The organism is Neorhizobium galegae bv. orientalis str. HAMBI 540, assembly GCF_000731315.1.
In the GTDB taxonomy this organism is placed as follows: Bacteria; Pseudomonadota; Alphaproteobacteria; order Rhizobiales; family Rhizobiaceae; genus Neorhizobium; species Neorhizobium galegae.
In genome coordinates, this window is the sequence record NZ_HG938353.1 from 1,405,994 (window position 1) to 1,427,237 (window position 21,244).

17 protein-coding genes and 2 tRNA genes are annotated in these 21,244 nt (G+C 60.7%); 15 read left to right on the forward strand and 4 right to left on the reverse strand.

The window, feature by feature from the left end:
- Positions 1–25 precede the first annotated feature (25 nt).
- The 3 genes from RG540_RS07210 to RG540_RS07220 all read left to right on the forward strand — a co-directional run bounded on the left by RG540_RS07210 (position 26) and on the right by RG540_RS07220 (position 3,638).
- The gene (locus RG540_RS07210) at positions 26–1,591 is read left to right on the forward strand and encodes an ABC transporter substrate-binding protein (RefSeq protein ID WP_038586112.1); all 1,566 of its coding nucleotides are present in this window, start codon (positions 26–28) and stop codon (positions 1,589–1,591) included.
- 218 nt (positions 1,592–1,809) lie between these two features.
- Positions 1,810–2,730 carry an ABC transporter permease gene (locus RG540_RS07215; protein ID WP_244446632.1) on the forward strand — a complete coding sequence of 307 codons (921 nt, stop codon included), beginning with the start codon at positions 1,810–1,812 and terminating at the stop codon, positions 2,728–2,730.
- The gene (locus tag RG540_RS07220; protein ID WP_038586118.1) at positions 2,727–3,638 is read left to right on the forward strand and encodes an ABC transporter permease; all 912 of its coding nucleotides are present in this window, start codon (positions 2,727–2,729) and stop codon (positions 3,636–3,638) included. The genes RG540_RS07215 and RG540_RS07220 overlap by 4 nt, the downstream gene beginning before the upstream one ends.
- A gap of 86 nt (positions 3,639–3,724) precedes the next feature.
- Here the strand turns inward: RG540_RS07220 and RG540_RS07225 are convergent, their stop codons facing one another.
- Positions 3,725–5,314, reverse strand: a complete 1,590-nt coding sequence (locus tag RG540_RS07225; protein ID WP_051909273.1) for an ABC transporter substrate-binding protein — start codon at positions 5,312–5,314, stop codon at positions 3,725–3,727.
- A 329-nt stretch (positions 5,315–5,643) separates the two neighbouring features.
- On the opposite strand from RG540_RS07225, the gene RG540_RS07230 reads away from it, so the two are divergent.
- Genes RG540_RS07230 through RG540_RS07240 form a run of 3 tightly spaced genes read left to right on the forward strand, consistent with a single transcriptional unit; the run spans position 5,644 to position 9,505 of the window.
- The gene (locus RG540_RS07230; RefSeq protein ID WP_038586121.1) at positions 5,644–7,290 is read left to right on the forward strand and encodes a GMC family oxidoreductase; all 1,647 of its coding nucleotides are present in this window, start codon (positions 5,644–5,646) and stop codon (positions 7,288–7,290) included.
- A gap of 55 nt (positions 7,291–7,345) precedes the next feature.
- A complete protein-coding gene (locus RG540_RS07235; protein ID WP_038593280.1) occupies positions 7,346–8,398 on the forward strand; it encodes an amidohydrolase family protein in 1,053 nt (350 codons plus the stop codon).
- Positions 8,399–8,401: 3 nt separating this feature from the next.
- Positions 8,402–9,505, forward strand: coding sequence for an amidohydrolase family protein (locus RG540_RS07240; protein ID WP_038586125.1), 1,104 nt, complete (start codon positions 8,402–8,404; stop codon positions 9,503–9,505).
- 959 nt (positions 9,506–10,464) lie between these two features.
- Here the strand turns inward: RG540_RS07240 and RG540_RS07250 are convergent.
- Positions 10,465–10,539: transfer RNA gene (locus RG540_RS07250), tRNA-Asn, on the reverse strand.
- A 192-nt stretch (positions 10,540–10,731) separates the two neighbouring features.
- Between RG540_RS07250 and RG540_RS07255 the strand changes: the two genes are divergently transcribed.
- Positions 10,732–10,986, forward strand: a complete 255-nt coding sequence (locus RG540_RS07255) for a hypothetical protein (protein ID WP_244446660.1) — start codon at positions 10,732–10,734, stop codon at positions 10,984–10,986.
- 10 nt (positions 10,987–10,996) lie between these two features.
- Here RG540_RS07255 and RG540_RS07260 read toward each other — a convergent pair whose 3' ends face one another.
- A complete protein-coding gene (locus tag RG540_RS07260; protein ID WP_244446633.1) occupies positions 10,997–11,638 on the reverse strand; it encodes an exopolysaccharide biosynthesis protein in 642 nt (213 codons plus the stop codon).
- Between the two features lie 421 nt (positions 11,639–12,059).
- Between RG540_RS07260 and RG540_RS07265 the strand changes: the two genes are divergently transcribed.
- A complete protein-coding gene (locus RG540_RS07265) occupies positions 12,060–12,344 on the forward strand; it encodes a hypothetical protein (RefSeq protein WP_038586136.1) in 285 nt (94 codons plus the stop codon).
- A gap of 60 nt (positions 12,345–12,404) precedes the next feature.
- Here RG540_RS07265 and RG540_RS31585 read toward each other — a convergent pair whose 3' ends face one another.
- Entirely contained in the window at positions 12,405–12,665 is a 261-nt protein-coding gene (locus tag RG540_RS31585; RefSeq protein ID WP_046601450.1) for a DUF982 domain-containing protein, read from the reverse strand.
- Positions 12,666–12,966: 301 nt separating this feature from the next.
- Between RG540_RS31585 and RG540_RS07270 the strand changes: the two genes are divergently transcribed.
- The 7 genes from RG540_RS07270 (at position 12,967) to exoR (ending at position 21,225) form a co-directional block, all read left to right on the forward strand.
- Positions 12,967–13,040, forward strand: a tRNA-Cys gene (locus RG540_RS07270).
- 173 nt (positions 13,041–13,213) lie between these two features.
- Positions 13,214–13,411 (forward strand): hypothetical protein, encoded by a 198-nt coding sequence (locus RG540_RS07275; protein ID WP_038542362.1) that lies wholly within the window; start codon positions 13,214–13,216, stop codon positions 13,409–13,411.
- Between the two features lie 138 nt (positions 13,412–13,549).
- On the forward strand, positions 13,550–14,203 hold the full coding sequence (locus RG540_RS07280) for a protein-L-isoaspartate O-methyltransferase family protein (RefSeq protein WP_155414780.1): 654 nt from the start codon (positions 13,550–13,552) through the stop codon (positions 14,201–14,203).
- Positions 14,204–14,470: 267 nt separating this feature from the next.
- Positions 14,471–15,385 (forward strand): PopZ family protein, encoded by a 915-nt coding sequence (locus RG540_RS07285; RefSeq protein WP_038586138.1) that lies wholly within the window; start codon positions 14,471–14,473, stop codon positions 15,383–15,385.
- A gap of 141 nt (positions 15,386–15,526) precedes the next feature.
- Positions 15,527–18,358, forward strand: coding sequence for a valine--tRNA ligase (locus tag RG540_RS07290; RefSeq protein ID WP_038586141.1), 2,832 nt, complete (start codon positions 15,527–15,529; stop codon positions 18,356–18,358).
- A 365-nt stretch (positions 18,359–18,723) separates the two neighbouring features.
- Positions 18,724–19,950 (forward strand): OmpP1/FadL family transporter, encoded by a 1,227-nt coding sequence (locus RG540_RS07295; protein ID WP_038586145.1) that lies wholly within the window; start codon positions 18,724–18,726, stop codon positions 19,948–19,950.
- Positions 19,951–20,454: 504 nt separating this feature from the next.
- On the forward strand, positions 20,455–21,225 hold the full coding sequence (exoR, locus tag RG540_RS07300; RefSeq protein WP_407668874.1) for an exopolysaccharide production regulator ExoR: 771 nt from the start codon (positions 20,455–20,457) through the stop codon (positions 21,223–21,225).
- Positions 21,226–21,244: the final 19 nt, after the last annotated feature.

Here is a 21,244-nt window from a genome sequence, read left to right on the forward strand (position 1 = left end):
GGTCATGGATGATGGAGGAGAAGACGTGACCACAGATTTATTTGGAAAGATACCGGATATTACCCGTCGTTCGCTGTTGGCTGGAACGGCCGCTGCCGGCGGCCTGGCCCTGCTGCCTGCAACGGTGCGTGCTCAGGCCCCGCAGCCGCGATCCGGCGGCACTCTGAGGGCAGTGATGCCGTTCAACCCCGCCGCACTCGACCCGCTGACAGGTCGCAACAATCCCGACTTCAACGCCCTTCTCCTGATGTTCGACGCGCTGATCGGCTTTGATCCGCAGACGCTCGAACTGCAGCCGATGCTGGCGACGTCTTGGAAGTTCACGGACCCGACGATGCTGGTTCTCGAACTGCGCCAGGGCGTCGAATTCCATGACGGCACGCCGTTCAATGCCGAGGCGGTGGTCTTCCACCTGCAGCGCTGCAGCACCTACGATCGCTCGAACGTGAAATCGGACCTTGCAGTCGTCGACAAGGTCGAGGCGACCGGCCCCTATCAGGTTTCGCTGAAACTGAAATACCCGGACGCCACGCTGCCTGCGATCCTGACCGACCGCGCGGGTCTCATCGTGTCGCCAGCTTCGGTCAAGGCTGCCGCGGGCGGCAATGTCGATCGCGCGCCTGTTGGCACCGGGCCGTTCAAGTTCGTCGAATGGCAGGACAATACCCTGATCAAAGTCGTGAAAAACGCCAACTACTGGGGTGACAAGCCCTATCTCGACGGCGTCGACATGCGCATCGTCAACGAGTTCAATACGGCTGTGCGCACGGTGACCGCCGGCGAAGCCGATATCGTTCTCAACATGAGCGCGCAGCAGATGGCCGTAGCCAAGCGCGACCCGAAGCTGGTCGCCGAAGCGACGCCATCTATGATCTACTACACGGCCTTCCTGAATTACGGTGAGGGGCCGCTGAAAGACGTGCGCGTTCGGCAGGCGATGAACTGGGCGCTCGACCGGCCGGTGCTCAATCAGGTCCTGTGGGGTGGCCTCGGCGGCGGGCATTGCAGCATGTTCCCGTCAGGCTTCTGGGCCAACGATCCCGCGACCGAGAACTTCTACAAGCTGGACCTCGACCGCGCCAAGTCGCTGCTGAAGGCGGCAGGTTTCGCAAATGGCATCGAGATAGCCACCTTCACCTGGGCCGACCAGGCTGCGGTACAGCGTCAGGAAGTCCTCGGCGCTCAGCTTGCCGAGGCCGGCATCCGGCTGAAGGTCACTCCGGCGCAACCGGCGCAGACGATGCAGTACTTCCTGACCGAGAAAAAGGGTCAGATGCTGATGACCCCAACCGGCGGTCTTCCGGATCCGGCAACGGCCTACGATCGCCAGTTCTCAGCGACTGCTTATCGCAACGCGGCCAAGATCGAACTGCCCGGCTATCGCGAACTCATGGATGCGTCGATGAACACGTTCGACAACGCCAAGCGAAAGGACGTGCTCCACAAGATGCAGCGTTTCGTGCTGGAGAACGCGCTGCACCTGCCGCAGTTCTCGTCCGCCGGCATCATCATACGTACCCCGAAGGTGCACGGCTTCAATTTCAGCCTGCTGCAGCGCCCGCGCTTCCACAAGGTGTGGATGGAAGCCTGAGGCTCAAGCCATGCGATCACCCGATGCGGCCGTCGCGTCGGGTGATCGCCCGGAAACCGGAGCGGGGCGGGTTCGCCTGTGCCGCTCCCCGCATCGGAAGGCAGTGGTTCTGCGCCTCCGATGTTCCTTTCGCGGGCCATTGAAACGGCCGGCGTCAAATGCGGATTGACGGAGTATCAATGATGTACGGCGTCCCCGGGATGGTTGCGCAAAGGCTCATGCAACTCGTGCCCGTGATGATCGTGGCCACGTTCGTGGTGTTTTCGCTCGTCTACATGATGCCCGGCGACCCGGCCATGATGATCGCGGGTGACTATGCGACGGCGGAACGCATCGCGGAAATCCGTCATATCTACGGATTCGACCGGCCGATGCTGGTGCAATATTTCTTCTGGCTGGGAAATGCCGTGCAGGGCGATCTCGGTCATTCGCTGTTCTCGAACGAATCCGTTCTGCGGCTGATCCTGTCGCGCCTGCCGCATACGGTCCTGCTGGTTCTTTATGCGCTGGTTCTCGGCGCGGCACTTGGCGTTCCGCTCGGCATTCTTGCCGCGACGCGCCAGGGCACCACGCTCGACAAGATCATCACCAGCGTCGCCTCGCTCGGTGTCGCCGTTCCCAATTTCTGGCTCGGTATCATTCTGGTGACGCTGTTTTCGCTCGGTTATCGCTGGTTCCCGGCGACCGGTGCCGTATCCGTCTTCGAAAAACCGCTGGAGGCGCTCTATTACGCGACCCTTCCGGCGGTAGCGCTCTCGACCGGCGTCGTCGCGGTTCTGGCGAGGCAGGTACGTAGCGCGCTGCTCGAGGTGCTTGGCTCGCAATATATCCGCACGTTGCGCGCCAAGGGGCTGGGTTCCGGCGCCATCCTGTGGAAGCACGGGCTTCGCAACGTGGCGGCGACGATGCTGACCATTGCCGGCCTGCAGGTGAACCGGCTGTTTTCCAGCGCCGTCATCATCGAGGCGGTCTTCGCCATCCCCGGCGTCGGCAACCTGATCAGCTATTCGGCGCTCAACAAGGATTTCCCTGTGGTGCAGGGTGTGGCGCTCGTGCTCGTGCTGGTGGTTATCCTCACCAATCTCCTGGTCGACGTGCTCAACGCGACTTTCGATCCCAGAGTGGCGGCCTCCACATGACCGATACGAACATGACCGCGATGACCCAAACCGCTGCCGCGCCGTCAGCCAAGGCGACCCTTCCGCCTCCCGTGCGCTTCCGCTTTTGGGCCTGGCTGTGGGGCGACAAGCGTGCGCTGATCAGCCTTGCCTATCTCTCCGTCCTGGTTCTGGCGGCGATCTTTGCGCCGCTGATCGTGCCTTATGCGCCTAACAAGCAGAACCTGATGGACCTTCTGGCGCCGCCGAGCGGCGCGCACTGGCTCGGCACCGACGACCTTGGCCGCGATACGCTGAGCCGGCTGATATACGGCTCCTACAATGCTCTCTACGCCGCGAGCCTCGCTGTTGGCATCGGCGTGGCGATCGGTGTGCCGCTCGGCGTCTTCATCGGTTTTGTCGGCGGCTGGGTCGACCAGGTGGGCAGCCGCATTATCGACGGTGTCCTCGCCTTTCCGCCGCTCGTGCTGGCCGTCGCCGTCACCGGCGCGCTCGGCATCGGCCTCACCAATGCGATGATCGCCGTCGGTTTCGCCTTCGCGCCGGTGCTTGCCCGGACGATGCGGGCGCAGACGCTGGTGGTGAAGAACGCGATTTATGTCGAGGCGGCTGTCGGCTTCGGCGCGTCACGCCTGCATCTGATCCTGCGCCATATCCTGCCCAATGCGATCCAGCCCGTGATCGTCGAAGTGACCCTGATGCTGGCCGTGGCGCTTCTGGCGGAAGCCGGATTGAGCTTCCTGTCGCTCGGCGTCCAGCCGCCCGAATCGAGCTGGGGCGGCATGCTGGCGCGCGCCTACCACTATGTCGAGGTGGCGCCCGAGCAGATGTATGCGCCGGGTTTCGCCATCCTGTTCACGGCGCTCGCCTTCAACACGCTCGGCGAGTCGATCCGCGTGCTTCTCGATCCGACCATCAAGCGCCGTTAAGTCGGCGTTTCCGATGGCTCAGATGCAGAACAGCCCGGCCGCGAGGCCGGGCTGTTTCGTCGCGTCTATCGCATCTTGGCTGCGGATCACACGGTCTGGTCGAGCCAGACGCGGTGGAACCGCGGCGAGTGCAGCCGGTCGTACTTGAAGTCCTTGACCTTCTTGTTGCGGATCGACATGGCGGCAGAGGTCACCAGCGGCAGGTGCAGCGCCTGTTCGACGACGAAGCGCTGGAGTGCGGCAAAGGCTTCCTTGCGTTTGCCGGCATCGGCCGAGGTCCCCGTCGCGTCCAGCAGCTTGCGGAACTGCGGGTCTTCGATTTTGCCGGCATTGAACTGGCCGGTCGCGCCGAACAGCCGCTCGTAGGTCTGGCTGGGGTCGAGCCAGCCGCCCTGCGGATTGAGAATCATCGCGCCCTTGCCCTCGATATAGAAGGCCTGGTTTACGACCTGCGGCGGCGAGGGCGTGACCTTGAGGCGAATGCCGACCTGCTCAAGCTGGTTGCCGACCACTTCGAGGCGCTGAACGGAGGTCTGGTCCGGCCAGCTCCAGGTCTCGACTTCCAGACCTTTCGGATACCCGGCCTCCGCCAGTAATTTGCGCGCCTTTTCCGGATCGTGCTGGTAGAACTGCGCCGTTCCGGCATCCACCGCCCAGAAATCCTTGGGGAACATGGTCGAGGTCGGCTCGCCGAGGCCAAGCATCAGAACCTGGTTCAGTTCGGTGCGGTTGATGGCGTAGTTCATCGCCTGCCGGACCCGGATGTCGTTGAGCGGCGGTTTGGCGAAATTCATCATCAGGGTGAAGAAGATCATCGAAGGATTGGCTTCGGCGGTGAGGTCCTGCACGCGGCGGGCGGTGGCGATCTGCTGCGCGGCCATGTTGAGCGCAAGATCGGTTTCGCCGGCGGTGACCGTGCGGGCGGCGGTGTTGAACTCGTTGATGATGCGGAAGTTGATGCCGTCGAGATAGGGCAGGCCCGGCTGCCAGTAGTTCGGGTTCTTCTCGACGCGGATCAGGTCGTTGTCGCGCCACTCGGCGAACTTGAACGGTCCGGTGCCGACGGGATTGCGGTCGACATTGCCGTCCGCGGCAGCCTTGATGGAGGCGGGCGAGATGATGCAGCCGACGCGGCCCGTCAGGATGGTCGGCAGCGAATAGTTCGGCCGCTTGAGTTTGAGCGTCACCTGGCTCGGGCCGGTCACCGTCACGGAGCCGACCGAAACCAGGTCCGATTTCACGTTGGAGCGCGGGTCGTTCATGAAACGGTCGAGATTGAACTTCACGGCCTCGGCGTTGAACGGGGTGCCGTCGTGGAATTTCACGCCGTCGATGAGGTTGAGCACCAGCGTCGTGGGATCGGTGAAGGTCCAGTCCTTGGCCAGCATCGGCTTCAGCTCGAGCGTCGCCGGGTCGAACGCGATCAGCGCGTCGAACAGAGCGTAAAGCGCGTTGAAGTCCGGTACATTGCGACCGGTCATCGGGTCGAGAGCCGCCGGATTGAACGGCATGACAATGCGCAAGGTGCCACCCGGTTTGGGCGTCGACGCCTGGGCGAACACCTGCCCGGGCAACAGCATCGCGCCTCCCAGCGCTGCGGCCGACGCCAGAAGCGTTCTTCGGTTGATCCTGCTGTTATGGATGACAGACGGCACGCCGTCCTTCGTCTTGCTCATCTCTGGGCTCCTCCCCAATGAAACAAACTGATGAAACAAACTCATGCCGACAAGGCTGGTGATGCATACATCGCGCCCGCGATTCGGCTTCCTCCTCCCGAATTGCGGCAACCTGCCGTAGGGGAAACCTACAGCAGGAGGATGCTGATGTATACTTTTGCATTCGGTTTTTGCAGCAAATGACTTCCTTTCAACCGGGCCATATGCCATGGTTGTATGGGAGGCTGCGACGGCGCGGCCGTTGTGTCTTTTGCTCTTTCGGTGCCTGGTCCGGCGCCGTAACCGCGAAGCACGCGACGGTGTCTGTTGCGGGAAGTGGAGGAGAGATCATGGGTGCGTTCGAGCATTCCCGTACCTACGATTACGTCATCGTGGGCGGTGGCACGGCAGGCTGCGTTCTGGCCAACCGGCTATCGGCGGACCCGACGGTCGAGGTGCTGATGATCGAGGGCGGCGGCGAGGGGCGCGGCTTCTACGTCGATATGCCTCTCGGTCTCGCCTATCTCATCGGCAGGCCCAAATATGACTGGCTCTACAAGGGCGAGCCTGAACCTTATCTCGATGGACGCCAGCTTGCACTGCCGCGCGGAAAAATGCTCGGGGGCAGTTCCGCGATCAACGGCCTGATCTATGTGCGCGGCCATGCCTACGATTACGACCAATGGGCGCAGCTCGGCAATCGCGGCTGGTCGTGGGAAAGCGTGCTGCCCTATTTCAAGCGCTCCGAAGCATTCCATCGGGCCGGCACCGAGGCGCACGGCACCGAGGGGGAATGGGCGGTTTCCGATCCCAATGTGCGCTGGAAGGCCCTGGAGGCCTATCGCCGGGCGGCGATCGAGCAGGGTATTCCCGCTGCGGACGACTACAATTCCGGCGACAATGAAGGAGTGGCCTTCTTTGTTGCCACCATCAAGAACGGCGTGCGCCACTCCACCGCCCGCGCATTTCTGGAGCCTGTCCGCAACCGCCGCAACCTGACAGTCATCACCGGCGCTCTCGTCGACAGGATCACCTTCGACGGCAGGCGAGCGAGCGGTGTCGCGTTTAGTATCGATGGCCAGAATCACGAGGCGAAGGCGGGGCGGGAAGTCATTCTGTCGGCTGGAGCCTATAGCTCGCCGGCCATCCTCGAGCGCTCCGGCGTCGGCGCGCCGGACGTGCTTGCACCTGCCGGTATAGAGGTGCTTCACGCACTGCCGGGTGTCGGCGAAAACCTGCAGGACCACTGGCACATCAGGGTTCAGCATCGTCTTCACAACACTCATACGCTGAATACCCGCGCCGGCACGCGGCTTGGCAGGATGCTGCTCGGCATGCAGTATCTTGCGACCAAACGCGGGCCGCTCGGCGGGTCGCCGACGCTGCTCGGCGCCTTCCTCAAGACCACGCCGGATGCCCCGGCGCCGGAAATCCAGATCCATGTCTCCGGCTCCACCTCGCCGAGTTTCGGCGGCGCCATGCATCCGTTCCCCGGCATCACCTCGTCGGCCTGTATCCTGCGGCCGGAGAGCCGCGGCCATTGCCATTTCGGGGGCAGGGACCCTTCCGCCCAACCGCGCATCCTGCACAATTTCCTGAAAGAGGAGGCCGACCGCGAAATCCTGATACGCTCGATCGAGGCTGTCCGGAGGATCGCTGCGAGCCCCGCCATGGCGCCTTTCAAGCCCGAGGAAATCGCGCCGACCGCAGCCGTGCAGTCGCACGACGAAATGCTCGACTACGCGCGCCGGACCCTCAACACCACCTTCCACCCGGTCGGCACCTGCAAGATGGGCCGCGATCGGATGGCGGTGGTTGACGATCGGCTGCGGGTCCACGGTCTCACCGGCCTGCGCGTCGTCGACGCCTCGATCATGCCGACCATCGTCTCCGGCAATACCCAGGCCCCGACCGTGATGATCGCGGAAAAGGCGGCGGATTTCATCCGCGAGGAAAGGCTGGGGCTCGAGGAAAAGATGGGGACGCAGGCGGCGTGAGGCCGCACAGACGAAAGCAGCACAGATGTCAACGATGAGCGAGACGCACACGAAGATGGCTAGATTCGAAACCGCCGGGGCGATCGATTGCGACGTCCACCCGCCGACACCGCGTCGCGCCGACCTGCTTCCCTATCTCGACGACTACTGGCAGGAGATCGTGACTTCGCGCGAAGTCGACGTGCTGGAACTGATGAGTTATCCTGAGCGCACGCGTCCCTATATGCGGCCTGACTGGACGTGGAGCGGCGATCCGCTCGCGCAGATGCAGAAGAACCTGCTCGACCCGCTCGGCCTGGAGGGCGCCATCCTCAATGTGGTTTCAGGCGCCCACGCCCTGTTCGATCCCTACCTCGCAGCCGCCATATGCCGCGCCACCAACGACTGGCTCGCCGACAAGTGGCTGAGCCGCGATAGCCGCCTGAGGGCATCGATGCTGGTGCCGTTCCAGAATGTCGAGGCTGCGGTCGAGGAGATCGAGCGTCGTGCCGACGACAAGCGCTTCGTGCAGGTCCTGACGCTTGCGATGACCGAGTTGCCGCTTGGCCGCCGCACCTATTGGCCGATCTACGAGGCGGCCGAGAAACACGGCCTGCCGATCGGCATTCATGCGGGATCGAACTTCCGCAACGCACCGAGCCATAGCGGCTTCCATTCCTTCCTGATCGAAGACCATGTAGTTCAGCCGCAGGGTTTCGCCACCCAGGTCGCGAGCCTGATTTCCGAGGGCGTCTTCGTCAAATATCCCAATTTGAAGGCCGTGATGATCGAGTCCGGGGTTACCTGGATGCCGGCGCTGATGTGGCGCATGAGCAAGGACTGGCGCGGCACCCGCATCGAGGTGCCGTGGGTCAAGGACGCGCCTGCCGACATCATCAGGAGGCACATCCGCATGACGTCGCAGCCCTTCGATGGCCCTGACGATGTCGAGGATGTTGCCAAGACGCTCGACCATCTGCTCAGCGATGATATGCTGCTGTTCTCCTCGGATTACCCGCATTGGCATTTCGAGGGGCTGGACGTGCTGCCCGAGGGCCTGCCGGAAGCCAAGGTGAACAAGATCCTTCGCGACAACGTTCTCGCCACCTATCCGAGATTTGGAGGCTGACCCATGGAAACCCCAGTACTCGAACGTAGCTCCGAAAAATCGCAGATGCAGGGCGTGGTGGATTGCGACGTGCATCCGGCTTTCTCCCGGCCGGACCAGTTGCTCGACTACCTGCCCGAACGCTGGAAAACGCATGTGCGGGATTTCGCGGTGCGCACGGCAAACCCGTTGCTTGGCACGCTGCCCTATCCGCGCATGACACCGGGCAACGGAATGCGCCGCGATTCCTGGCCGCCGAATGGTGGCCCGCCGGCATCGGACCTTGCTTTCCTGCGGGAACAATTGCTGGACCAGTGCAATATCGACTACGGCATCCTGCAGCCGCTCGCAGCCGGCAGCATGGCATTCAACCAGGAACTCGGTGCAGCGCTCTGCGCGGCGCTGAACGACTGGCAGATCGACAAGTTTGCCGGGCCGGAACCTCGGCTGAAAGCCTCCATTTGTATCTCCCAGGAGGACGCGAGGGAATCGGTTGCGGAAATCGACCGGCGCGTCACCGACCGCCGTTTCGTGCAGATCGCCATGCCGCCGCGCACGCTGGAACCTTGCGGCCGCCGCCGCTACTGGCCGATCTACGAGGCGGCCGAACATTACGGCCTGCCGATCGGGCTGCATACCAGCGCCTTCGGCTACCGCCCGAATACGCCGTCCGGCTGGAGCTCGTTTTATCTGGAGGAACACTACGCAGCCTCCAACAGCCTCCAGACCGTGCTCTCCAGCATGATCCTCGAAGGCGTGTTCGAACAATTCCCGAAGCTGAAGATCGTGCTCGTCGAAGGCGGGTTCTCCTGGCTGCCGTCGCTCGTCTGGCGGCTCGACCGGGAATGGAAGCGCATGCGCGACGAGGTTCCGCATGTGAAGCGCAAGCCGTCCGAATATGTGCGCGAGAATTTCTGGTACACCACGCAGCCGATCGAGGAGCCGGAGAACAACCGGCATCTCCTCGATATCCTGCGCTGGATCGGCACCGACCGGCTGATGTTCTCGACCGACTATCCGCACTGGGATTTCGACGATCCGCGCTTCGCCTTCAAGGTGCCGCTGACGCCGGCCGAGCGTTCCGCCATCTTCCGTGACAACGCGGTGGAATTGTTCGGCCTGAAATAGGCGAGGCAGAGAACCCGGTCCCGGAACGGCGCCCGGCAGCTTGCCACCACTGGAACACGGCGCCAGGCTCATCGAGGGGCCTTATTCTCACCACATAGCCGGTGGATTGGCGAACGTGTGTCGGCCCATGGCGAGGTGACGCTGGACGAACTGTGGGCCGAGCTCGCCGATCGCGGGGTTCCAACGTTTACTTGGATCGACACGCCGTCCGCGCTGAAGGTAGTCGTGATCCTCGCACCCTTAAAAGATCGGTTAAATCCATCGACGGCCTTTAAATCCACGGAGGAGCCATCGATTTGACAGTCAAGTCCTCAATTTGCTTGCGCGGGGCTTCATCCATGGAGTTATTCTCAGAATAACATAATGTTAAGTACAAAGGACATTCCGGACACAAGTATCATGATTGGCTTGGCGTAAATAACCCGCTCTCTACTCGAGATTATGTCTTTCTTTTCATCAGAATCTCCTCGATAGACCTGTAATTTTGTGCCGCTATCCAAATCAAAATCCCAATCGTTTTTCCTATAAAATAATATCTCCATAATCTCCGACACTACGCTAACAATAAAGGCGACGCCGAATATAATTCCGAAGAATATCTTCATTGATATCTCTGGAATCATAACAAGACCGGTGACGATGGAGTAATATTGCAATCGATGAAGGTATCCGTCAGATGCAATGTTCAATATTTATTTACTGTCCGATATGCATAGGGGTATAATAACAAGGCCATGATCTGCATATGCGCCGTTTTACGGATTCCTTGTGCATCCATTTCAGAGCACATAGCCATCGAACGTCCTGCCCCATCGCCTGTATGGGGAAATGTAATCAAAATGTAATGAGAACGGCAAGGCCGCCCCGATGATCGAACTCGCTGAAATCTGAGGTAAAGCGGCTATCCGCTTGAAAAGCGCATTAAAAAGGCCGTGATTTTCATCACGACCTTTATAAAATGGCTCCCCGGGCCGGATTCGAACCGGCGACCTGTCGATTAACAGTCGAATGCTCTACCGCTGAGCTACCAGGGATCATCCGCGAAGGGTCGCGGCGTGTGCGGCGGGTAATACAAATGCTTTGTCGTTTTGCCAAGCGGTTTTTGCAAAAAAAACGAACTTGGTTGTTTTATCCCCGGTAAAGCCCCATTTCCCGGGCAAAGTTAGGCCTTCAACCGGTGAGGATAATCGAGAGTGGCAGGCGAACGGAAGTCGACGCGATTTGGAATGGACCCGCAAAGCGGCAAGCTGGCGCTTGGCAGCGTACAGATTCCCATGCCGCGCTCGCGGATCGGCCGGGTCATCGTCGGTCTCGTCCTGATTTTCTGCGGCCTGCTCGGCTTCCTGCCGATCCTTGGCTTCTGGATGTTGCCGCTCGGCTTCCTGGTGCTCTCGCACGATCTGCCCTTCGTGCGGCGTCAGCGTCGCCGCATCGCACTCTGGTGGGCAAGGCGGCGGGGGCGTAAGGCCGAACAGCGATAAGGCTGCACGATCAGGCGAACATCGACGCGATGCCCTGGCCGGCGCTGAACGCCACGTAGGCAAGCACGCCGAAATAGATCACCGTCACGACATTGAAGAGGTAGCCGCCAAGCACGATCAGCCCGTCGCGCTGGATCATGCCGGTCGACAGAAGCAGGATGGCGATTCCCGGCAGGGTGTTGGAGAAGGGGACCAGCCCCAGCGGAAACATCAACAGCACGCCGCCGGCCGCGATCGCCAGGCCGTTGACCCGGCTGACAAGCCGCCCGGTGGTCAGCGCTGAAATGCGTGGCTTCAGGAACCGGTCGAGGCGCGAAACGATGCTGACGCCCTTTTCCAGCGCCGGCAGCAGTTTCTTCGTATCAAGTTCGCGGTCGAGGATTTTCTTGGGCAACCAGGGCAGCCGGTTGGCGGTGATCGCCAAGCTGATCAGGATAATCGCCGCGCCGAACACGGTGCTGACCCCGGGGATCGACACGGGAAGGAGGAAGGGCAGGGAGGCAATGGCGCAGATCAGCAACAGGCCCTGTTCGCCGACTGCATCCATCAATTGCCGCAGCGTCACCGACTGACCCTTGATGCCGTCGATAAGCTGGCGCAGCGTACCGCTCAGCGAAGTTGAGGTATCGTCGAATTCGATGCTTGCGCTCACTGTTCGTCTCTCCATTCCGCTTCAAACCAGCGGTACGGGTAACAACAAACCGTGTCCTCGCAAAGGCGCAAGCCACAACCCGCCGGAAACGTGAACGCCCGGCGTCTCATGGACAATCAAAAGGCTACGCCATCCGTTATCGGGCCGTTATCGAGATCGCGCCCAATAGTCATAGGCTCCGCAGGCCAGCACGATCACGAGAATCGCCAGCACGACCGGATTGAGGGTGGTGATGAATTCCAGATACTGCATGACGGTCTCCTCCTACCGCATGTTCGCCGCCCGGTGCTCCCCCACCCAGCAACGACGTCATTTTAGCACAGTCGCCGGGCCATCGCTACTTCAGTGTTGCCTCAGAGACTCTGGTGCATCCCTCCCCGAATCACTAGGATTGCTCCCGGGATTGAAGACGAGGGTGACCATGGGTCTGAGAGTGATCGAAGGCGGGCTTGCGGCCTGCGTGGCGAAGCCTGCCGATCTGGCCGACGGGCATATGCCGAGCCGCGACGACGTGCTGCGCGAGGCCGAACGGCGGATCAGGTCGACCGGCTACGAGACCTGGCGCAATCGCGAAACAATGACCGGCTTACCGGTGCCACGCGAAATCCGTTATCTGGCCATGCAGATCGGTTTCGTCGCTGAAGCCATCGGCAGATTGTCCGACATTCCGGCTGACTTTCGTTCCGATTTCTATTGGCCAGCGTAAGCGCCGCCGTCCGGTCGGCAGAGTTTCACACTGATCATCGCCGTCGCCTAAAAGGTGAGATCAGTTCAGCATCTTCGCTTCGATGCTGGCGAGAATGAAGGTCTCCCGCACCCTTTCCAAGGGAAGCTTGCGCTGCAGGCAGGCGGCGCATTCCTTTAAGGCTTTGAGATAATAGGTACCTTCACGCACCGGCCAGCGCCAGTTGAGGTACTCCAGGGCTTCTTTTGGTCCGTGGATGGTTTCTGGGAAACCGTATCCAACGCGTACTCTGACCGGGGAACTCCACACGGAGTCATCTGCTTCAGTTACGTTACTCGTCATGTCCACACCTTGCATTGCGGCGTAGAGAACTCATCCGGAAGCGGTTGGTTCCGTAATTTTGGTGAATTTTTTATGAAGCCAAACCCAGAACGCCGGCCGGCATCCAATCGAGCCGGTTTTTTGACATTCCGGCCGGTTTTTTTCCGAACGTGGACTGTGGGCAGAGATGCGAACCGGTCCGCCCGCATCGGCGTCCGTCATCTTGTGCAGGAAAAAAATGGCAATCGGGCCAAACCGCGCTTGCGCGGTTATTCGATTCGTTCTAAACGCCCGACACCACTCGCTCTTTATGCGTTCGGACGGCCTCGTGGCGGAGTGGTGACGCAGAGGACTGCAAATCCTTGCACCCCGGTTCGATTCCGGGCGAGGCCTCCAATTTTCCCTTCTTTCCGGATCAATCCCTCAAATCCAAACATGCTTTGATACCAAGCATTTACCACGCATTTTTGTGTGCGGTGCAACATGGTTAATTTTTTAACCTTCTCCTCCTAGGCTCGGAACAGAAAGGCCTGCTCAGCGATTATTGGGCGGAACGGAGGGAAGGCGTCATGATCACCAGGATTATCAATGTACATCGCCAGGCGGCCAACGAGGTCGAAGGCACTGGAACGTTCGCCGACGGCATGTTCCCGCTGACCTCCGCCGAACAGTCCGCCTTCGACAAGGGCCATAGCCTGCGCTCCTCCTATGGCCGTGATTATGTGACCGTCCGCAAACTGGAAGAAGCGCCGCCGGCCTACGCCTGAGCATCGGGATTGCAGGGGAGGGCCGTTCACCTCGGCTTTTTTGCTTCGAAACCGACCAGTGTCTTGAAAGCACGTCTCGCCGTCAGTAAGACGGACATACGTGAGCCGGCGCATCGCCGGTGATTTGGGACGACTGAGATGATGGATTTCGAAGCAGCACGGACAAAGATGGTCGAAAATCAGATCCGCACCACCGATGTCACGTCGCATTCGGTTCTGCGGGCCTTCTATAATGTACCGCGCGAGGCCTTCGTGCCGGCCAAGGCAAAGTCGCTCGCCTATATCGATAAGGATATCGAGGTGGCGTCTGGCCGCTACCTGATGGAGGCTTCGCCGCTTGCCAAGCTTCTGCAGCTTGCGGCGATCACCAAGGACGACGTCGTGCTCGAAATTGGCACCGGCAGCGGTTATGCGACCGCCGTCCTGTCGCTGATCGCCGGCTCCGTGGTTTCGCTGGAAGCGGATGAGGTGCTGGCCTCGCAGGCGACTGGAACGCTCTCCTCGCTCGGCTACGACAATGTCGCGGTCGTTACCGGCGAACTCGAAAAGGGTTATGCCGCCGAGGCCCCCTACGATCTGGTCTTCGTCAACGGCGCGGTCGAGGAAGTGCCCGCCGCTCTTCTGGAACAGCTGCGCGACGGCGGCCGGCTGATCGTTGTCGTCGGTTATGGCAATGCCGCCCAGGCGAAGGTGCTGGTGAAGGAACAGGGCTCGATTTCCGAAAGCGCCTATTTCAATGCGTCGGTCAAGCCGTTGCCGGGCTTCCGCAAGGCCAAGGAATTCGTGTTCTGATCACTCCGACGTGATCGAACATCATGAATGGAAGGGGCCTTGCGGCCCCTTTGTCGTTTCCGTCGACGCCATCCGGTTATTTCATCTCGCTGTCATCTGTTCCGGTAAGTGTGACTAACGGGATTCACAACGCCAACAAAACTGTGTATCGGTAGGAAGCCTGGGGCACTTGTCATTGTTTCCAGCCCCCCCAAGACCTTAGAGTAACGTCGATTCGGTTCACCCTCCACGGGGCCGAGTCGAGTGCCGGTAACAGCGGGGATGAAAATGGCTCAGCCAAATGTAGCGCGTGAACCCTCCATGGAAGAAATCTTGGCGTCCATTCGCCGGATCATTGAAAGCAATGAGCCGAACGCCGAGAACGCGCTGAACGGCCAGCTCTCCCCGGTTTATACCGAGGACGAGATCGAGGACGGCGAAGAACCGAGCTTCGTCCCGGATATGGCTGCCAATGACCGCGGCGCCCCCTCCCGCAACGAACCGATGAGCTACGCACAAGGGTCGTCGGGCCAGCCGGCGCAGCAGGATCGTACCCTGTCGCTCGCCGATGTCGCCGCAAGGGTCCGCGCCGCCTCGGCCCGCCAGCAGGAGACCGGTCCGGTGCGCCTTTCCACCGCTTCGACTGCGCCGACGCTGTCAGCGACGATCTCTCCGGCGCAAACACCGTCTTCGCCCGCACCGGCGGCACGCCAGGAAGAGCCGGCTCCGCTTCGTCCCCAGATGCCGCGCATGCCCGAATTCCGCGAACCGGTCACCCAGGCTGCCCCTGTCACGCAGCCAGCACCGGCTTCCCAGCCGGAGCCGGTCCAGCGCGTCATGATGCCGGTCTTCGATCCGCCGCTGTCGGCTTCCAGCAGGGCCGAGGCGCAGACCCGGCCTGAACCAAAGGTCGAGCCGAAAGCAGAACCGAAATTCGCCGCGGAACAGGCCCCGCGCAGCCTGCCGGCGAAGATCGAGGAGACCGCCAACCTCCTGTCCGCCGAAGCCGGCGCCCAGGTCGCAAAATCCTTCAGCGAACTTGCCTCGGTGTTCAACGGCATGGAGCGCCGTTCGCTCGAGGACATGGCCGGCGACATGCTGCGCCCGATGCTGCAGGAATGGCTGGACGACAACCTGCCGACGCTGGTCGAGCGCCTGGTGCGCGAGGAAATCGAACGCGTATCCCGCGGCACGCGCCGCTAAGCCAGCGGTTGGCCTAGCCAACCCGCCCGTAAGGCTGATCGATACGGCCGCTCCGGTGACGGGGCGGCTTTTTTATTGACTTGGAACACCCCATCCTATTTACACCCCGATAGCTCTCAAAGAACAAAAACGGGTCAGGAAATGCTCGAAAAGACCTATGATTCCGCAGAAGTAGAACCGAGGATCGCCAAGGCCTGGGACGAGGCCGACGCTTTTCGCGCCGGCGTCAACGCCAAGCCGGGCGCGGAAACCTTCACGATCGTCATCCCGCCGCCGAACGTGACCGGTTCGCTGCATATGGGCCATGCGCTCAACAACACGCTGCAGGACATCATGATCCGCTTCGAGCGGATGCGCGGCAAGGACGTGCTGTGGCAGCCGGGCATGGACCATGCGGGCATCGCCACCCAGATGGTCGTCGAGCGCCAGTTGATGGAGCGCCAGCTTCCGGGACGCCGCGAGATGGGCCGCGAGGCCTTCGTCGACAAAATCTGGGAGTGGAAGGAAGAATCGGGCGGGTTGATCTTCAACCAGCTGAAGCGTCTCGGTGCCTCCTGTGACTGGTCGCGCGAGCGCTTCACCATGGACGAGGGGCTTTCGGCTGCGGTTCTGGAAGTCTTCGTCACGCTCTACAAGCAGGGCCTGATCTACAAGGACAAGCGCCTCGTCAACTGGGACCCGAAGCTGCTGACGGCGATCTCCGACATGGAAGTCGAGCAGATCGAGGTCAACGGCAATCTGTGGCACCTGCGTTATCCGCTCGAAGACGGCGTCACCTATCAGTATCCGGTCGCCTTCGACGAAGACGGCAACGCGACCGAATTCGAGACGCGCGACTATATCGTTGTCGCGACAACGCGCCCCGAAACCATGCTCGGCGATACCGGTATTGCGGTTAATCCGGATGACGAACGTTACAGGTCGATCGTCGGCAAACATGTCATCCTGCCGATCGTCGGCCGCAGGATCCCGATCGTTGCGGACGACTACGCCGATCCGACCGCCGGCAGCGGCGCGGTCAAGATCACGCCGGCTCACGACTTCAACGACTTCGAAGTCGGCAAGCGGGCAGGGCTGCGCCGGATCAATGTCCTCGACATCGACGGAACGGTCACCATCAAGGACAACGAGGATTTTCTGGAGGGCCTGGACAATCCCGCGGCCTTGCATGGTGCCTGGGATCGACTGGAAGGCCAGGATCGGTTCACGGCCCGCAAGATCATCGTCGAGATATTCGAGGAAGCCGGATTGCTCGACAAGATCGAGCCGCACAAGCACATGGTGCCGCATGGCGACCGCGGCGGCGTGCCGATCGAGCCGCGCCTGACCGAACAATGGTGGGTGGACAACAAGACGCTTGCCCAGCCGGCGATCGCCTCTGTTCGCGAAGGCCGCACGAAGTTTGTTCCGAAGAACTGGGAAAACACCTATTTCCAGTGGATGGAGAATATCCAGCCGTGGTGCATTTCCCGCCAGCTTTGGTGGGGACACCAAATTCCGGCCTGGTACGGCCCGGACGGCCAGGTCTTCGTCGAAAAGAGCGAGGAAGAGGCGCTGCAGGCGGCAATTCAGCACTACCTGTCGCATGAGGGACCGATGAAGGCTCTCGTCGAGGATTTGCTGGAGAACTTCAAGCCCGGCGAAATCCTGACCCGCGACGAGGACGTGCTCGACACCTGGTTCTCGTCCGCACTGTGGCCGTTCTCGACCTTGGGGTGGCCGGAACACACCCCGGAACTGAAGCGGTATTATCCGACCAACGTTCTCGTCACGGGTTTCGACATCATTCCGTTCTGGGTCGTTCGCATGATGCAGATGGGTCTGCACTTCATGAAGGACGAAGAGGGCAATCCGGTCGAGCCCTTCCACACCGTCTATATTCACGCCCTGGTGCGCGACAAGAACGGTCAGAAGATGTCGAAGTCGAAGGGCAACGTCATCGACCCGCTCGACCTGATCGACGAATACGGCGCCGATGCGCTGCGTTTCACACTGGCGATCATGGCCGCCCAGGGGCGCGACGTGAAGCTCGATCCGGCCCGCATTGCCGGTTACCGCAATTTCGGTACCAAGCTCTGGAACGCCACCCGCTTTGCCGAGATGAACGGCGTCAAGCGCAATCCGGCCTTCTCGCCGGCGACTGCGAAGCTCACCGTCAACCGCTGGATCCTGACCGAACTTTCCACCACGATCCGCGACGTCACCGAGGCGATCGAGACCCAGCGTTTCAACGAAGCTTCGGCTTCTCTCTATCGCTTCGTGTGGAACCAGGTCTGCGACTGGTATCTTGAACTGCTGAAGCCGATCTTCATGAGCGAGGACGAGGGTGCCAAGGCGGAGGCGCAGGCCTGCGCGGCCTATGTACTGGAAGAGACCTACAAGCTCCTCCATCCGTTCATGCCGTTCATGACGGAAGAGCTCTGGGCCCATACCGAAACGCGCGACGGACTGCTTTGCCATGCCGACTGGCCGGCACCGGAATTCGCCGATCAGGCGGCTGCGGAGGAGATAAACTGGCTGGTCGACCTCGTGACCGGCCTGCGCTCGGCCCGCGCTGAGATGAACGTGCCGCCATCGGCCGTTGCGCCGCTGATCGTCGTCGGCGCCAATGAGTTGACCCAGGCGCGTCTGCGCCGTCATGAGGCGGCTGTCCGCCGCCTTGCGCGCGTCGAAACCATCGAGCTTGCCGACGTGGCGCCGAAGGGCTCTGCCCAGATCGTCGTCGGCGAGGCGACCGCCTGCCTGCCGCTCGGCAACCTGATCGACCTGGTGGCCGAAAAGGCGCGCATCGAGAAGGCAGTGGGCAAGACCGAGGCCGAGATGGACCGTATCGGCAAGAAGCTGGCCAACGAGAAGTTCGTCGCCAATGCCGATCCAGAAGTGGTTGCTGCCGAGCGCGAGCGCTTTGCCGAACTGGAAGTTCAGATGGCGAACCTGAAGATCGCTCTTCTGCGCATCAGCGAAGCCGGCTGACCGTTTTCATCGTGAATCAGTTCGATAAGGGATGCCGCGCCGAAAACGGACGCGGCATTTTCATTTTTCGCAACCGTTTGTTGGTATGGTTCGGCATGTGTGCAACTGCTCACAAGCAGAAAGCCGTATTGTTGCCACATTGTCACAGGTAGCCGGCTTAAAATAATATAATTCTAATTTTAACGACCCCATTAGGAGAGAAAGAGTAATTTTGTGCCGAAATCGGCATCGAAGCCTGGGTTCCTGGTTTGCTTACGTAAATCTATAACTCGTTTGCGCCGCGAAGCGCTGGACAGCCGAAAGTTGTCAATCGGAGCGAACCATCTAGAGTGATTTGGGTCACTTACCAGGGAGTGGGAGATTTTATGGTAAGCAAAATAATCTCAAGGGGCGTCTTTGCTCTCGTAGCCGGATGCACCCTTCAGTCGCCTGCGCTTGCAGGCGGCATCGAGCGGGGCGGATACAATATCGATCTGCTTTTTGATCCGTCTCCGGTCGTGATCGAGTCCACGGCTACTTTCGTGATGCCCCAGAGGAAACTCAAGAACGTCACCGATACCTTCGCGACGGATGGTTCACTCAATGCCCTAGGTTATTCCAATTCGGCAGAGGAGACGGAGGACTACTGGTCTCCGCGTATCGGCGCCAAGGCGGGCTTCCAGGGTTTCGACTGCATGGTCGATTACTCGCAGCCCTACGGCGCTCATACCAATCCAGGCGCCCGTTGGGCCGGTGCAAACCAGAACATCGAAACAAAGATCAACAGCGACAACTACGCGCTGACCTGCTCTTACAAATTCGACGCCGGTCCGGGCGATCTGCGTGTCATCGCCGGCGGAAACTATCTCCAGATGGACGGCTTTAAGGAACGCCTAGTCGTGGCGCCGGAACTTCTTGGCGGTTTAGGCTCTGGTGTGGGTCGCCTCGATCTTGAAGGTGACGGCTGGGGCTGGCGGGCAGGTGTTGCCTACGAAATTCCGGAATACGCGCTGCGCGCCAGCCTGATGTACTATAGCCAGGTGAAACTGGACAGCGTCACCGGCCAGGTTGACCTTTCGAACCTTCCAGCGGGTGTGGTCCCAGGCGCCGGCTCAGTCATTCCGGTCGAGGGCTCAACCGCTATGCCGGAGGCTATCGAGCTGAAGCTGCAGTCTGGGATCGCTCCCGATTGGCTCGCGTTCGGATCGGTCAAATGGACCAATTGGAGCGTGTTGCAGCGGATCCCGTTCTACAATGCCGGCGGGGTGGAAGTCACCGCCCTTGAGCTCGGCTACCGGGACGGCTGGACGGTTACAGGCGGCGTAGGCCACAAGTTCAACGAACAGTGGAGCGGCGCGGTTAGCCTCACCTGGGATCGTGGGACTTCGCAGGGCTTCGGCTCCCTGACGGATACCTGGACTGTCGGCGCAGGTGTCTCCTATTCGCCGAACAAGAATGTCGAGATTCGCCTGGCCGGCGTGCTTGGCATCCTGACCAGCGGCAGCTCAGGTGTCGTGACCATCGACGGCGTTCCTGCTGGCGACGAAGCAAGCTATCGGTTCGGCAACGATCTGGTCGCTGCTCTCTCCACTTCTCTGAAGGTCAAATTCTGACTTCACTTGATTGAAGCTTGAAAGCCCGGTTGCGACCGGGCTTTTTTGTGGCGGATTTTAAATCAGATGAGGAACAGTCTCGTCGGTTCTCTTGTGACGATTTAGCAACACTTTTTCGAGACTATTGTCAGGGCCCTTGAGAGGGGCGTTTCTGTCCACTTCCCGCCACAAACGGGGAGCAGCGATAGAGGAAGAACAGGCGCGGAACGCGGGGGCGGGGCGCGTAATTGGAGTATCATGGGCGGGTTTCTTCATGAAAAGCCGGGCTTTTTGCGCTCAGGCAGGCGGATTCTGATGCCGTCCTGTCCTGCCGCAATTGCTGCGGTTATGGGTCCTAGTCTTGCCGAAAACGGCAGCTACAGTTTCATTCGTCTCTCGGGAGGAGCAGGCGCGGGATATTCCCGGATAAATCTTGTTCCGGCAGCGAGCGATGCTCGGGCTGCGGCGGGTCGTCGCGCGCGGAGTGAAAGAAACTGAACCATGCCGAAGTGTGACATCGGATCCATGAGAGTATTGCTTCTTGGAGCGTCGCTCGCCTTGATTTTGGCGGGATCGGCTGCGGCCTTCGATATCAAGTCGGGCGTGACGAAGGAGTCCGGTCCCTTCGATCTCTTCAAGTTCGGCTTCAAGGCTTATAAGAACGGCCAGAAGGAAGATGCGGTCGAAGCCTATCGTTATGCCGCCGAGAAAGGCCACACCGGCTCGCGCTGGGCGCTTGCCAATATGTATGCCTATGGCGACGGCGTCGCGAAGGACGATTTCGAGGCCTTCAAGATCTATAACGAGATCGCCGCGCAAGGCGTCGAACCCGGTTCGGAAGATACCGGCTTCTTCGTCAACGCGCTTCTGTCGCTGGCCAACTATTATCGCCGCGGCATTCCCGGCAGCCCGATCAAGCCGGATCTTTCACAGGCACGGCAACTTTATTTCCAGGCGGCATCCACATTCGGCGTGGCGGAGGCACAGTTCCAACTCGCCCGGATGATTCTCGCAGGCGAGGGCGGTACCGCCAATATCCAGCAGGCGAAGAAATGGCTGAACCAGGCCCGCAAGAGCGGCCATGCGGGCGCCATGTCGGTTTTCGGCAATGTCCTCTTCCAGGAAGGCCAGACGGTGCGGGGGCTCGCCTTCATGACGGCGGCACTCGACAAATGTACCGCCAAGGAATGTGTCTGGATGCAGCAATTGCAGGAGCAGGCATTTTCGGTCGTCGGCGAAGAGGATCGCCGCGGCGCGGTTGCCCTGTCGCAAGAATTTGCCCGAGGCGTCGAATAACCGACGCCTCGCCGATCAT